Origin of the sequence: Streptomyces sp. NPDC048257 (assembly GCF_043201855.1) — a bacterium.
Lineage (GTDB): Bacteria > Actinomycetota > Actinomycetes > Streptomycetales > Streptomycetaceae > Streptomyces.
In genome coordinates, this window is record NZ_JBICZI010000002.1 from 482347 (window position 1) to 496130 (window position 13784).

Sequence of the window (13784 nt, forward strand, 5' to 3'; positions counted from 1 at the left end):
CGACCCAGTGGGGGAACGGTCCCCCGGGGTGTCAGAGCAGGAGCCGGTCCCGCAGCCGGCCGAGGGTCTCGGGCGTCAGCCCGAGGCCCTGCGCCAGATAGCGGTCCACCCCGCCCCAGATCTCGTCGATGGTGTCGAAGGCGGCCAGCAGGTACTCGGCGCGGGCGTCGAAGAGCGGCGAGAGCAAGTCCATCACCTCGGGGGAGCGGGCGCCCGCCGACTCGTCGCTGCGGCGTACGCGGTAGCGGCGGTGCGGGGCGTTCGACTCCAGGTAGTCCGTCACGATCGCCTCGCGCTCGACGCCCAGCGCGAGCAGGGTGACGGCGATCGACAGACCGGCCCGGTCCTTGCCGGCCGCACAGTGCATGAGGGCGGGGACGCTGTCCTCGGCGAGGGCGTGGACGACCCGGCTGTGCTCGGCGGTGCGGTGCCGGATGATCCCGCGGTACGAGTCCGACATCCGGGCCGCGGCCTTGCCGTCGCCCAGGATCGAACGGAGCTGGACGAGGTCGCCGTCGCGGACCAGCCGCCAGAACTCCCGTCCGTCGGCCGGGTCGGAGAGCGGGATGTTGACGTTCCGGACGCCGGGCAGTTCGACGTCCGGCCCCTCCAGCGCGTGGTCGGCGTTGTTGCGGAAGTCGAAGATGGTGTGGAGCCCGAGCGACACGAGGAACTGTGCATCGCTTTCGGTGGCATGTGCCAGATGTCCGCTTCGGAACAGTCGTCCCGTCATGACCGTTCGGCCATCGGAAGTCGGCAATCCGCCTACATCGCGGAAATTGCGCACCCCGGTCAGCTCCGGCTCCTGTATCTGCTGGGTCAAAGCAACTCCTCCGCCACGTCGTGGGCCCTCTGTCCGAATTACACTGTTTGGCGCCAACTTGCCATATCCGGAGGCGAGATCGGGCACGTCCCCGTGAGCCAGATCATACGGTGACCGTGAGTGCCTGATCGCTAAAGGCGAATGGCCCCGTCGGAGCGGTTGTTGACGGTGCGGAATGGACGGAGGGTGACCGTAATTCCTTCGATCCCTCATACCTGTGATTCCGTCAGGGAATTCGTGGCTTGTTCCGTGTGGCCGCAAGGGATTACCTTCGCGATCGATCCGGGTGGACCGCCAAATCCTGCCGCCTCCCGGAAACCGCACCCGACCTATTCGCGCGGCAGGAGCGGGGGAACCAGGTAAGCCGCTGTCCCGGAGATCTTTTCGCCGGGACGGCTCGGGGTGAAGCCGTTCATGTCCCGTACATGTACGGCCGGACATCTCCAGTCCGAACCCGACAGCTCACCTCGCAGGCGCCGGAGAGGAATTCGTCATGCCTGCAAAGGGTAAGCACCGCCGTCCCAAGTCCCTTTCCCTTTCGCGCGGTTTCGCCGTCGCCGGAACCGGTGGCGCGGCCCTCGCGCTGCCGCTGATCGGTGCCGCCGGCGCCCACGCGGCCGGTGCCCCGGCCGCCGCGACCGCCGTGGCCCCCGCGGTGGCTCCGCAGGTCCCCGTCGCGCTGCAGGCGGCCCCCGTCGCCGCCGTGCAGGCCGCGCCGACCGTCTACACGGTCGTGCCGGGCGACTACCTCTCCAAGATCGCCGCTGAGCGCCACCTGTCCGGCGGCTGGGAGCAGCTGTACGCCGACAACCGCGAGGCCGTCGGCACCGACCCGTCGCTGATCCACCCGGGTCTGGAGCTGACCCTCGGCGCTCCGGGCGAGGCGGCTCCGTCCGGCGCCGCCCCCGAGGCCGACGCCAAGCCGGCCGCGAAGGCCGCGCCCGAGAAGTCCGCCCCGTCCGTCCGCAAGCAGACCGGGAAGGCCGCCCCGGCGCAGCGGGAGTCCGCCCCCCAGGCTCCGGCCGAGGCCCCCGCCGCGCCGCAGTCGGCCGCCGGCTTCGTGGCCCCGGTCAGCGGTGGGATCTCCACCCAGTACAAGGTCGCGGGCGCCATGTGGTCCTCCGGTTACCACACCGGCGTCGACTTCATCGCGAGCTCCGGCACCAGCGTCAGGGCCGTCGGCGCGGGCACCGTGGTCTCCGCCGGCTGGAGCGGCTCGTACGGCAACGAGGTCGTCATCCGGCACGCGGACGGCAAGTACTCCCAGTACGCCCACCTGTCCCAGCTCTCCGTCTCCTCCGGCCAGAGCGTCACCGCCGGCCAGTCCATCGGCCTCTCCGGCTCCACCGGCAACTCGACCGGCCCGCACCTCCACTTCGAGATCCGCACGAGCCCGTCCTACGGCTCCGACCTGGACCCGATCGCCTACCTCCGCTCGAAGGGCGCGAGCCTCTGACGGCACCCGCCGTCGGAGCACCGACCCGCGTGAGGCCGGGACCCGAGGGGGGTCCCGGCCTCATGTGTACTTATTCCTTATCCCCCGCGTGGTAGAGATCACGGTCCGTCAACCCCCTATTACGTTGGCGTAGGTTGCTTGCGGGAGTGAAGGATGGTGTCCCGTGGCAGCGACGACGACGAAACTCAAGACCATCGGCTCGTACGCGGCGATCGGGGACAGCTTCACCGAAGGCGTGGGGGACCCGGGACCCGGGGATTTCTATCTCGGCTGGGCGGACCGGCTCGCCGTGCTCCTGGCCGATCAGCGCGAAGAGCACGACTTCCGGTACGCGAATCTGGCGGTGCGGGGGAAGCTCCTCGACCAGATCGTGGCCGACCAGCTTCCGAGGGCCAAGGCCCTCGCACCCGATCTGGTGACCTTCTGCGCGGGCGGCAACGACATCATCCGGCCCGGCACCGACCCGGACGACGTGGCCGAGCGCTTCGAGGCGGCCGTGGCCGACCTCGCCGCGTCCGTGGGCCAGGTCATGATCACCACGGGCTTCGACACCCGGGGCGTACCGGTGCTCAAGCACCTCCGCGGCAAGGTCGCGACGTACAGCGCGCACGTCCGCGCCATCGCCGACCGCTACGACTGCCCGGTGCTCGACCTCTGGTCGCTGAGATCCGTACAGGACCGGCGGGCGTGGGACACGGACCGGCTGCACCTCTCGCCCGAGGGTCACACCCGGGTCGCGCTGCGCGCCGCCCAGGTGCTCGGGCTGGACGTGCCGACCGACCCCGACCAGCCGTGGCCCCCGCAGCGGCCGCGCGGCTCGGTGGACGTGACCCGGGACAACATCCAGTGGGCGCGCGAGCACCTCGTACCGTGGATCGGCCGGCGGCTGCGCGGGGAGTCCTCCGGGGACCACGTCGAGGCGAAGCGGCCGGACCTGCTGCCGCTCCGGTCCCGGTCGTAGTCCCTGCCGCGGTCGCGGGGGCCGCAAGCGGAATCCTTCGGGGCCGGTGTGCGTTGGGATGGTCGTAGAGATACGACCATCCTGACCCCACCCTCCCTGGAGGCGCTTTGACCGGCTCCCGTCCCCTGCGTCCGCGGCTGCGCGCCCTGCGGCCCGAAGCCTTCGGTGCGGACCCGTCCGGTGCCCGGCTGGAGCGGATCCACCGTTCGCCGAACTTCGCCGACGGCGTCTTCCAGAACCCGGTCGGGGCCCGGAACAGGCCCTCGGGTTCGATGACGGAGTTCGCCAAGATCTACTTCCACCGCGAGCAGCGGGTCCGGCGCAGCCCCGCCGCGCCGATGCCCGTCCACCCGACGACCCTCGCGGACCTGGCGAAGCCGCCCGCGAGCGGCCTGCGGCTGACCTGGATGGGCCACTCCAGCGTGCTCGCGGAGATCGACGGGCGCCGGGTGCTGTTCGACCCGGTCTGGGGCGAGCGGTGCTCCCCCTTCCCCTTCGCCGGGCCCAAGCGGCTGCACCCGGTACCGGTCCCGCTGGCCTCGCTGGGCGAGGTCGACGTCGTGGTCATCTCGCACGACCACTACGACCACCTCGACCTGCCGACGATCAAGGTGCTGGCCGGTACGGACACGGTCTTCGCCGTTCCGCTGGGCGTCGGCGCGCACCTGGAGCGCTGGGGCGTACCGGCCGACCGGCTGCGCGAGCTGGACTGGAACGAGAGCACCAAGGTCGCCGGGCTCTCCCTCACGGCGACCCCCGCCCGCCACTTCTGCGGCCGCGGCCTGCGCAACCAGCAGCACACCCTGTGGGCGTCCTGGGTCGTCGCGGGCGACGAGCACCGGATCTACCACAGCGGGGACACCGGCTACTTCCCCGGCTTCGAGGAGATCGGCGCCGAGCACGGGCCCTTCGACGCCACGATGATCCAGATCGGCGCCTACTCGGAATACTGGCCCGACATCCACATGACGCCCGAGGAGGGCATGCGCGCCCACCTCGACCTGCAGGGCGGCACCCCGCACGGCACGATGCTGCCGATCCACTGGGGCACCTTCAACCTGGCCCTGCACCCGTGGGCCGAGCCGGGAGAGGGCACGCTGGCCGCGGCCGAGGGGGCCGGGGCCGCCATCGCACTGCCGATCCCGGGCCAGCCGTTCGAGCCCGGCGCCGCCGGCGCTCCGCACACGCCGTGGTGGCGCCCCTTCGTCGCCGGGGCAGCAGCGGGCGGTCCGGTCGACGGTCCTTCGTCCGTGCCCCCGCTGGGAGCCGGGGCAGTGGCGGGGACGGCGGCGCGGGTGGGGTCCGCGGCGGCCGGCGGACAGGAGAAGCAGGAGTCCGTCGGGTCGTAGCCGACAGCGCGTACGGAGGTTCCGGCCGCCCCGGCGCATCGGGGCGGCCGACGGCCGTTCGGACGGGTCCGCCCCACGGCAGCCCGACCGCCGTGGGCGGCGCCGGGGCGGTCCACGGGGTCCGACCGGCGCATTCGGGCTCCTGTACGAGCGCTCCACCGGGAGCGGGAAGCACCACCGCGAAGTTCGCCAACTGGCAGTCCGGGGCGTGGCGGTGAGGTCTAGCGTGGGTATTCGGTGATCAACACCGGGCCCCGGGAACGCTGGGGGCCGGGCCCCACGTACCGAGGACGCAGATGTCCGGACTCCGCGCCGCCCGCCATGCCCCGTCGAGACACGCCGTCACCGGTCCCGGCCGGCAGATACGCCCCCAGCTGGTGCGCGCCGCCGTACTGCCCACGCTCGCCGCCGCACTCAGCGGCGCCGCCGCGGTGATCTTCACCCTCCAGCTCGGCGGGGGAGCCGGCGACCGCGACGCCCGGCTCTGGCCGGTCCTCACCGGCTGCGCCCTCCTCGTCGTCGGAGCCCTCGCCGCGGCCCTGCTCGGGGCCCAGCGCGCTGCCAAGGCCGTACGGGACCGGTGCGAGGCGCTGCGCCGCTCCAGCGTGCGCGGCCGCCACGAGCTGCGCGCGGCCGCCGACCGGCTGGAACGGGGCGAGACCCCGCCCCACCCGGTGCGCGGCGGCCCGAGCTCCGGCTCCCCGCCGCCCGGCGGCGACCCGGCCGGGATGGACGAGTTCTGGCTGCTCTCCCAGGAGCTGCGCGGCGCCCGCGAACAGGCGCACACGACCCTCCTGCGGCTGGCCGGACCGGCCACCCCGTCCGACAGCGAGCGCAAGGTCGAGGTCTTCGTCAACCTCGCGCGCAGGCTCCAGTCCCTCGTGCACCGTGAGATCTCGCTGCTGGACGACCTGGAGGACACGGTCGAGGACCCGGACCTGCTCAAGGAGCTCTTCCACGTCGACCACCTCGCCACCCGCATCCGGCGCCACGCCGAGAACCTCGCGGTACTGGGCGGCGCCGCCTCGCGCCGCCAGTGGACCCGGCCCATCGACCTGAGCGAGGTGCTCCGCTCCTCGGTCGCGGAGGTCGAGCAGTACACCCGGGTCAAGGTGGTGCCCCCGGCCGGCGGCAGCGTCCGCGGGCACGCCGTCGCGGACGTGGTGCACCTGCTGGCCGAACTCGTCGAGAACGCCACGGTGTTCTCCGCCCCGGACACCGATGTGGTGCTGCGCGCCGAGCGGGTCACCGCCGGGATCGCCGTCGAGGTGGAGGACCGGGGGCTCGGCATGCCGGCCGAGGAACAGCACCGGATGAACGCCCTGCTCGCAGACCCCGACCAGGTCAGCGTCCGGCACCTGCTGGCCGACGGCCGGATCGGGCTGTTCGTGGTGTCGGCGCTGGCCCGCCGGCACGGGATCGCCGTCGAGCTCAAGTCCAACATCTACGGCGGTGTGCTCGCCGTGCTGGTGCTGCCGCAGGAGCTGCTGGGTGCGCAGGCGCCGTCGGCCGCCGACGCGGCGGGGGGCTCGCGGGCCACCTCATGGGGGGCCGGGCAGGGCGCGGCGTCGCCGCCGCTGGAGCCGGTGCGGATGCCCCTGCCGGAGCCCTGGCAGGCCTGCGGCACCCCGGGGACCCCGGCACCGTACGGCGCCGAACCGCATCCGGCGCCCGCGCCCCTTCCGCATCCGCTGCCCGCGCCCCGGTCCGGCGGGACGGACGGGCCCGGTGCGGTGGCCTGGTCGGCGCCCGCCGCAGATCCCCGGATCGAGCCCGCGCCGGGTTCACCTGCCGGCGCTGTGGCCTGGTCGGCGCCGGACCGGGGCGCGGCCGATTCCGGCGCCGCCGATCCGCTACCCGGCGGACCCGCGGAGGGGGACCGGCCGACGCTGCCGCGGCGCCGCGCCCAGCAGCACTTGGCGCCCCAGCTGCGCGAGACCCCCGCTCCCCGCCGGGCCCCGGACCCAGACCCGCCCCTACACGACCCGGGCCTGATGGCCGCCTTCCAACGGGGCTTCGGCCTCGCCCAGTCGGAGAACCAGGTATGACCCCGACCCCTCACCTCAGCAAGGAGCGCACCCCCATGGGCGGCGAAGTGGCGACGAAGACCGGCAGCCGGCTCTCGGACCTCGACTGGCTGCTCAGCGGCCTGGTGCAGCGCGTGCCGTACACGCGCAGCGCCGTACTCCTCACTGCCGACGGGCTCCTGACCTGCGTGCACGGGCTGGACGCCGACAGCGCCGACCACCTGGCGGCCCTCGCGTCCGGGCTGTACTCGCTGGGCCGCAGCGCGGGCTCCCGCTTCGCGGACGGCGCCGAGGTGCGCCAGGTCGTCGTCGAACTCGACACCGCGCTCGTCTTCGTCTCCGCGGCCGGATCCGGGACCTGCCTGGCCGTCCTCGCCGACCGGGAGGCCGACGCGGGGGTGCTCGGCTACGAGATGGCGATGCTGGTCAAGAGCGTGCGCCCGTACCTGGCGGCCCCGCCGCGGCGGCCCGTCGCCGACGCGGAGCGATGAGGGCCCGCGGGGCGGGGGCGCACACGAAGGGGCGCGACACACCGTGGCTCGACGCCTCGGCGGGCCGGGTGATGCGCCCGTACACCGCCAGCGGGGGGCGGACCAGGCCGGGCGTCGCGCTCGACCTGCTCTCGCTGGTGAGCGCGACCGGGGTGCGGCCGCGCGTCCCGCTCGGCGCGGAGCACACCCTCGCGCTGCGGCTGTGCGCGGGCACCGCCACGACCACCGTCGCCGAGGTGGCCGGACAGCTGCGGCTGCCGGCGGTGGTGGTGAAGGTGCTGCTCGCCGATCTGCTGGAACACGGGGCCGTCATGGTGCAGGCGCCATGCTTCCCGGGCAGCGGCTCGTTCGCCGCCGATGACCGATCCCTGCTCATGGCGGTGCTCGATGGCCTACGCAAACGACTGTGACGCCCCCGCTCCGGTTTCCGCTCCCGCGCCCGGACCGCCGCCTGCGACGCTGAAGATCCTGGTCGCGGGGGGCTTCGGGGCGGGCAAGACCACCTTCGTGGGCGCCGTGAGCGAGATCGAACCGCTGAGCACGGAGGAACTGATCGGCGGCCTCGGTGCGAGCGCCGACCCGCTGCACGGCGTCGAGGAGAAGACCACGACGACCGTCGCGCTCGACTTCGGCCGGATCACCCTGGACGAGCGCCACGTGCTCTACCTGTTCGGCACGCCCGGCCAGCACCGCTTCTGGTTCCTCTGGGAGGAGCTGTGCGCGGGCGCGCTCGGGGCGGTGGTGCTCGCCGACACCCGCCGGCTGGCCGACTGCTTCCCCGCCGTGGACTTCTTCGAGCGGCGCGGGATCGGCTTCATCGTCGCCGTCAACGAGTTCGACGGCGGTCACCGCTACGGGCCCGACGAGGTCCGCGAGGCGGTGGGGCTCGGGCCCGAGGTGCCCGTCGTACGGTGCGACGCGCGCCTCGCGAGCTCCGGGACGGGGGCGCTGGCCGCCCTCGTCCGCCATCTGCTGTGCATGTCCACAGCCGGCTCCACAGCCGGCTCCACCATCAGCTCTTCGTCTTCGGAGTCGGGGGAACCGTCATGACGTACTACGAATCGACCGGACACCTGCTGCTCACGCCGGTGGACCGGGAGGCACCCGCACGGGCCGTCCGGCTGCGCGAGCTGGGCCTGGGGGAGCGTACGGACGGCGAACTGGACGCCTTCGCCCGGCGCGTCGCCGACGCGCTCGGCGCACCCTACGCCGGGGTCAACTTCGTCGGCGAGGAGCGGCAGTTCTTCGCCGGGCTGCACCATGGCGCCGAGGCCCCGGCCAGCGGCTACCCGGCACGCGTCCTGGCCCGCGACCACGGCTACTGCCCGCACGTGGTGGTGCGGCGGCGGGCGCTGGTGCTGGAGGACGTACGGGACTTCGCGCGCTTCGCGGGCAACGCCGTCGTGGACGAGAGCGGGGTGCGGTCGTACGTGGGCGCGCCGCTCGTCGACCGGCGCGGGATCGTCCTGGGCACGGTGTGCGCGGTGGACGTGGTACCCCGCCGGTGGGGGACGGAGGGACTCGCCACCGTGAAGGCGCTGGCGGCGGAGCTGGTGGCGCTGGTGCACGAGCGGGAGGACCGGCGGGGGTGAGGGGGATTGTCACGGGCGGGGGCTACGGTCGTGGCGAGAGGGTTCACCGGTGGCTGGAGAGGAGCCTCGGGGATGGCCACAACCGCGCAGGACGTCCGTCTGATCGCGCTGTCGCTTCCGGACAGCAGCGAGAAGCCCGCCTGGGGCATGCCGACCTTCCGGGTGAGCGGGAAGATCTTCGTCTCGCTGGCCGACGACGACACCTGTATCGGGGTGAAGTGCCCCAAGGAGGAGCGGGCCGAGCTGATCGCGGCCGAGCCGGATAAGTTCTTCCTGCGCGCGGGCCACGACGACAACTACGCCTGGATCCGGGTCCGGCTGGCGGCGGTGCGGAACGCGGCGGAGCTGCGCTCCATCCTGACCGACTCCTGGCTCCAGGCAGCCCCCAAGCGCCTGATCGCCGCCCATCCGGAGCTGACCGGCGACGCGGGCTGAGGACCGGGACCGAGTCCCTGCGGGCGCCCGTGACGGAAAGGTGCGCAACCACCCCACGAAGTGCGGTATCGTTCTCCTGCGCGTTCAACCAGGGGAAACCCCAGGTCAGCGCGCATCGGGACGTGGCGCAGCTTGGTAGCGCACTTGACTGGGGGTCAAGGGGTCGCAGGTTCAAATCCTGTCGTCCCGACTGGGAGTTCGCTCCGTAGTCGTAGATCAGGGCCTTGTCTCACTTCGGTGAGACAAGGCCCTTGATCGTTTTCCGGGGCAGTCGTGTCACGTGGGGCTTCCGCCCCGGGGTGCTGCACCGTGGCTCGTGCGTGCCGCCGGGAGGTCAGGCGGTCGAGGCCGGGTCGGCCTCCCGGTGCATGCCCGTGCACAGGGCCCAGACCACGAACAGATTGACCGCGATCAGGATCAGGGCCCACCACGGGTAGTACGGCAGCCACAGGAAATTGGCGATCGCGCCGAGTCCGGCGACGGCCACCCCGAAGAAGCGCGCCCACAGGGCTCCGGTGAACACGGCGCAGCCGGCGACGACGAGGGCGATGCCCACGATCAGATGAACCCAGCCCCACCCCGTCAGGCTGAACTCGAACACGTAGTGCCGCGTCACGACGAACAGGTCGTCCCTGGCGAGGGCCGCGATCCCTTCGAAGATCGCCATCGCGCCGCCGAAGACCATCAGGGCGCCCGCCATGATGGTCGTACCCGATGTGGGTGCGTGCCAGGCGCTGGGCTGCGGTCGGCTGGTCCGGGGTCTGCTGGCGTCACTGGCCATGTCGATCTCCTCGGTGGCAGAGCCGGCCTGGCGCATCTGGCGCACCAGGGTCGGCGGTCCCCCGATTCAGCGTGTCACGGTCACCCTCCGTCGGCACTCCGGCCGGACGGAGGGCCCGGTTCCGGAGCTTGCCGGAACCGGGCCCCGCGTCGGCACCCCCTAAGGGGTGCCTTGCCCGGTCAGGCCGGCTCGCGTCACCTGGCACGCACGCTCGCCGCGTTCTCGTCGGTCGCCGACGCTCCGCGTCGGCTCCCTCCCCGGCCTTGCGCCCGCACGCACCAGGTACCGCTTCCTGAGCCGGCCCGATCGACGAGACACCCCTAAGGACCCGCCAGGGCGGGCTGCGGGGTCCGGGTGCCCGGCGGATGGGCCGGCCGCTCGCGCGGGGGCCGGGCCGTGGAGGCCGGCCGCCGCGCCAGGTTGGCGCTGATCATCGCCGCCGCGCGGGCCACGGACTCGCCCAGCGGGGCGATCTGCCGGGCGTCCAGGCTGGTCGCCGCCACGGCGGCGACCACCTGCCCGGACGCGGAGAGTATCGGCGCCGATACGCACGAGAGCGCGCTCACGCACTGCCCGTACTCGAAGGCCAGGCCCCGCTCCTTCGCCTGGGCGACCTCACGGGCCCATGAGGCCGCCGTCCGGCCCTCGGGCGGCTCCGTCAGCGGGGCGGACGCCGCCAGGATCAGCTCCGCCGCGCTCCCGGGCGGCAGCACGACGCCCGAACTCAGCGGAAAGACGTCGTCCACCTCACCACGCAACCCCCCGACGACGATGGTCTGTCCCGCCTCGACCACCGACAGGCTGAGACTGAGCCGGCCGCCGGCGGAAGCGAGCTCCCGCAGCGGCCGGGCCGATGCCGCGCGCAGCCCACGCGCGGGGTGCCACGCCTGTCCCAGGCGGAAGGTCCGCGCCCCGAGACGGTAGCGGCCGGCGCGGCTCTGTACCGCGCCCAGTGAGACCAGCTGCCCCAACAGCCGGTGGGCGGTGGCCTTCGGTAGTTCGGCGTCGGTCGCCAGGCGGGTCAGGCCGACCTCCTCGCCCTGCGCGAGCACCTCCATCAATGCGAACGCACCTTCCAGTACGCCCCGCCCCTCTGCGCCGGATCTGGCCATGGGCGGTCCCCCTTTTGGTCCACATCTGGTCCCATCGGTCGGATGGGACCAGAACTCCCCGTTCGTTCCGGGTAGTCGGAGGAAGCGGTGGTGCCGTCCCCCGTTCACCGGTCCGTTGAATGGACCAGATCATTGCCCGTGCGGTGCGTTCGCGCCACTGTGTTCTCGTCCAAGTGACGGAACGTTACGGCGACTTCAGGGGAGCCCGAAGGACCGTCCACCCGGAACGACACAAGGAGGATCCGATGAGCGCGATCACCCCGCGCCCCACGATGTCAACGTCGTTCTGGGCCGCATGCCGGGGGTTATCCTCCCCCACCTGTCCCCCCTCCGGCCGAATATTTTTGGGGGGGGCGCGGCGCCCCCCCCCCACCCTTCTGCCACGCCCCAGGGAGGTATGAGTGCTGGAGACCGGTGTCCGCCAGGTACGGGTGGCCATGGCGATGGTGTTCGGCCGGCGGCTGAACGTACGGGCCGTCGAGCGACTGGTCGCCGACGCCCTCCTCACGCTGGAGGAGTTCGGCTCGCTCGGCGACGACGTCGACGAACTGGCCGACGGACCCTTCGCCGATCCGGACGAGCGCCGGGACCTGCAGAACCGTGCGCTCCAGCGGACCGTACGCAGACTCGCCAAGGAGTCCCCCTTCTACCGGGAGCGCCTCGCCGGCGTCGACCTCGACGGTCTGACCGCCGAGACGCTCACCGGCATCCCGGTGACCCGCAAGGCCGACCTCATCGAACGCCCCGCCGACTTCCTGTGCAGTACCCCGTACCTGGCGACCCAGACGACCGGTACCACCGGCCGGCCCGTGCAGATCTGGCTCTCCCGCTACGAGATGGAACTCTGGCCCGCCCTCATCGCGCTGTCCCTGGTGCTGCGCGGCGACCTCGGGCCCGGGGACCGGATGCAGATCAACCTCAGCTCCCGGGCAACGGCCGCCGTGCAGGAGGACGTCGAGGTGTGCCGGCTCGCCAACGCCTCGTGCCACGTCGTGGGCCAGATCCCGCCGGACGAGTCCGTCGAGCACCTGCTCGGCAGGGGCGGCGGCGCCCGTCCCACCATCCTCACCGGCAACCCCAGCTACCTCGGCCGGATGGTCACCGCCGCGCGGCAACGCGGATACGGCCCCGACGACTTCGCACTGCGGGCGATCTACGCCGGAGGCGAGATGCTGTCGCGGAGCCTGTCGGACGCCCTGCGCGAGACCTTCGGGGCCCGGACCGTCGGCGACGCCTTCGGCATGACCGAGCTGCTGCCGGTCGGCGGCCGCACCTGCAGCAAGCGGCACCTCCACATCGACCCCAACATGGGCTACACCGAGGTGCTCGACCTGGAGACCGGCGAACCCGCCGGACCCGGCAGGCTCGGCGAACTGACCGTCACGCCCTACTTCCCCTACCGGGAGTGCATGCCGGTCCTGCGGTACAACACCGGTGACGTCGTCCGCACCCTGAACGGCGAACCGGACTGCGAACTGGCGGCCGTGCCCGCCGTCTCCCACATCCTCGGCAAGGCGGGCACCCTGCACCGCACCCTGGAGGGCCTCGTGACCCCGCGCGACGTCCTGGAGGCGCTGGACGGCACCCCCGGTCTGCCGTGGCCGCTGCGCCACCGCGCCGGCGTCGGGTCCGACGGCCGGCTCCACGTGGAGGTCGCCTCCAAGGAGGTCACCGAGGCGGAGGTCACCGAGCGGCTGCGGGCCCGGGACATCGACTGCCGCGTCACGGTCCTGCCGGTGGACGAGGAGGAGGCCGCGCGCCTCTTCCCGCTCCGCTGCGACCTGTTGGAGCACACCTTCACCCGGAGCCACGCATGACGGTCTTCTTCCAGCTCGCGGTCACCATCGCCCTGGCGCTCGGTGTGTGCGCCGGCGCGATCTCCTACTTCCGTGCCGTACGCACGCCGAGGCCGCCCGTCGGTGTCTTCAACGGCAGCGACATCTTCATGATGATGGGCTTCGTCCTGGCCTTGCCGTACATCTACCTGACACTGCCGGGAGCCGTCCTCCCGGTGGTGCTCGCCCTCGTCTTCGCCGGTGGACTGTCCGTCGGCTACCAGCCGGTGATCGGGAACGGCCGGCTGCGCTGGGCGCTGATCGCCGTACTGATCGCGAGCGTGCTCGCCTGCCACATGGCCTTCGGCGAGACCGCGCCGCCGTACTGGGTGGCGAACAGCGTCGTGGTCGCCCTGATCGTCGTCTCCGCGACCAACCTCAACGTGCAGGGCGGCATGCGGCTGAAGAACGTCGCGTGGTTCCTGCTCGCGCTCACCGCGTACGACGCCTTCTTCGCCTGGGTCGTACCGCTGACCCAGGAACTGTCCGACGCCATCCAGGGGTACCCGTACGCGCCCGCCGCGGGCCTGCGCATCGGTGAGGACCTGGGCGCCGTGGTCGGCATGGGCGACCTGCTGGCGTACGCGCTGTTCACCACCACCGCCTACAAGGCGTACGGAGAGCGGGGGCTGCGGACCGGGATCGCGCTGGTCACCCTCTTCGGCGCCGTGGCGCCCGTGGCCACGCTGCACCTCGTCGCCGCGGTCACCGACCACGCGCCGGCCCTCATCCCGGCCCAGGTGTTCTTCGGGCCGGCGGCCTTCCTCGGCTACCGCTACCTGCGCCGCAGCGGTCCGGAGCGGCGGATGGCCGACGTGGTGTTCCGCGGGACGCGCGGGACCCGCGGGGGAGTCGCGCCGCAGGCCCCGGCCCGCGGGGCCGCCGCCGAACCGGCGCGCTGAGCGGGCCGCCGCTCCGGGGG

At 72.8% G+C, this 13784-nt stretch carries 14 protein-coding genes, 1 tRNA gene and 1 riboswitch; of the genes, 12 read left to right on the forward strand and 3 right to left on the reverse strand.

Translation table 11 applies throughout. From position 1 onward, the window contains the following. Window positions 1–31 precede the first annotated feature (31 nt). On the reverse strand, window positions 32–823 hold the full coding sequence (locus ACGFZK_RS06205) for a tyrosine-protein phosphatase (RefSeq protein WP_393847645.1): 792 nt from the start codon (window positions 821–823) through the stop codon (window positions 32–34). A gap of 292 nt (window positions 824–1115) precedes the next feature. After that, window positions 1116–1312, forward strand: a riboswitch (cyclic di-AMP (ydaO/yuaA leader). A 4-nt stretch (window positions 1313–1316) separates the two neighbouring features. On the opposite strand from ACGFZK_RS06205, the gene ACGFZK_RS06210 reads away from it, so the two are divergent. From ACGFZK_RS06210 to ACGFZK_RS06255, 10 genes are all read left to right on the forward strand, one after another. Further along, window positions 1317–2279 (forward strand): LysM peptidoglycan-binding domain-containing M23 family metallopeptidase, encoded by a 963-nt coding sequence (locus ACGFZK_RS06210; RefSeq protein WP_393847646.1) that lies wholly within the window; start codon window positions 1317–1319, stop codon window positions 2277–2279. A 163-nt stretch (window positions 2280–2442) separates the two neighbouring features. Beyond that, entirely contained in the window at window positions 2443–3240 is a 798-nt protein-coding gene (locus ACGFZK_RS06215; protein ID WP_393847647.1) for an SGNH/GDSL hydrolase family protein, read from the forward strand. Between the two features lie 107 nt (window positions 3241–3347). Continuing rightward, window positions 3348–4589: an MBL fold metallo-hydrolase gene (locus ACGFZK_RS06220; RefSeq protein ID WP_393847648.1), complete on the forward strand. Its 1242-nt coding sequence runs from the start codon at window positions 3348–3350 to the stop codon at window positions 4587–4589. Window positions 4590–4885: 296 nt separating this feature from the next. Next, window positions 4886–6637: an ATP-binding protein gene (locus ACGFZK_RS06225; protein ID WP_393847649.1), complete on the forward strand. Its 1752-nt coding sequence runs from the start codon at window positions 4886–4888 to the stop codon at window positions 6635–6637. A 35-nt stretch (window positions 6638–6672) separates the two neighbouring features. Continuing rightward, window positions 6673–7107 (forward strand): roadblock/LC7 domain-containing protein, encoded by a 435-nt coding sequence (locus ACGFZK_RS06230; RefSeq protein ID WP_393847875.1) that lies wholly within the window; start codon window positions 6673–6675, stop codon window positions 7105–7107. Then, on the forward strand, window positions 7104–7517 hold the full coding sequence (locus tag ACGFZK_RS06235) for a DUF742 domain-containing protein (protein WP_393847650.1): 414 nt from the start codon (window positions 7104–7106) through the stop codon (window positions 7515–7517). The genes ACGFZK_RS06230 and ACGFZK_RS06235 overlap by 4 nt, the downstream gene beginning before the upstream one ends. Continuing rightward, window positions 7495–8157 (forward strand): ATP/GTP-binding protein, encoded by a 663-nt coding sequence (locus ACGFZK_RS06240; protein ID WP_393847651.1) that lies wholly within the window; start codon window positions 7495–7497, stop codon window positions 8155–8157. Before ACGFZK_RS06235 ends, ACGFZK_RS06240 begins: the two co-directional genes overlap by 23 nt. Continuing rightward, window positions 8154–8699 (forward strand): GAF domain-containing protein, encoded by a 546-nt coding sequence (locus ACGFZK_RS06245; protein WP_393847652.1) that lies wholly within the window; start codon window positions 8154–8156, stop codon window positions 8697–8699. The genes ACGFZK_RS06240 and ACGFZK_RS06245 overlap by 4 nt, the downstream gene beginning before the upstream one ends. Before the next feature lie 72 nt (window positions 8700–8771). Next, entirely contained in the window at window positions 8772–9134 is a 363-nt protein-coding gene (locus ACGFZK_RS06250) for an MmcQ/YjbR family DNA-binding protein (protein ID WP_393847653.1), read from the forward strand. A 116-nt stretch (window positions 9135–9250) separates the two neighbouring features. Continuing rightward, a tRNA-Pro gene (locus ACGFZK_RS06255) sits at window positions 9251–9324 on the forward strand. Between the two features lie 144 nt (window positions 9325–9468). On the opposite strand, the gene ACGFZK_RS06260 is transcribed toward ACGFZK_RS06255, so the two are convergent. Next, complete coding sequence (locus ACGFZK_RS06260) at window positions 9469–9915, reverse strand: hypothetical protein (protein WP_393847654.1); 447 nt, start codon at window positions 9913–9915, stop codon at window positions 9469–9471. 320 nt (window positions 9916–10235) lie between these two features. Next, window positions 10236–11027, reverse strand: a complete 792-nt coding sequence (locus ACGFZK_RS06265; RefSeq protein WP_393847655.1) for an IclR family transcriptional regulator — start codon at window positions 11025–11027, stop codon at window positions 10236–10238. 401 nt (window positions 11028–11428) lie between these two features. On the opposite strand from ACGFZK_RS06265, the gene ACGFZK_RS06270 reads away from it, so the two are divergent. Next, the gene (locus ACGFZK_RS06270) at window positions 11429–12844 is read left to right on the forward strand and encodes a phenylacetate--CoA ligase family protein (RefSeq protein WP_393847656.1); all 1416 of its coding nucleotides are present in this window, start codon (window positions 11429–11431) and stop codon (window positions 12842–12844) included. Beyond that, window positions 12841–13764: a hypothetical protein gene (locus tag ACGFZK_RS06275; protein WP_393847657.1), complete on the forward strand. Its 924-nt coding sequence runs from the start codon at window positions 12841–12843 to the stop codon at window positions 13762–13764. Before ACGFZK_RS06270 ends, ACGFZK_RS06275 begins: the two co-directional genes overlap by 4 nt. Window positions 13765–13784 lie beyond the last annotated feature (20 nt).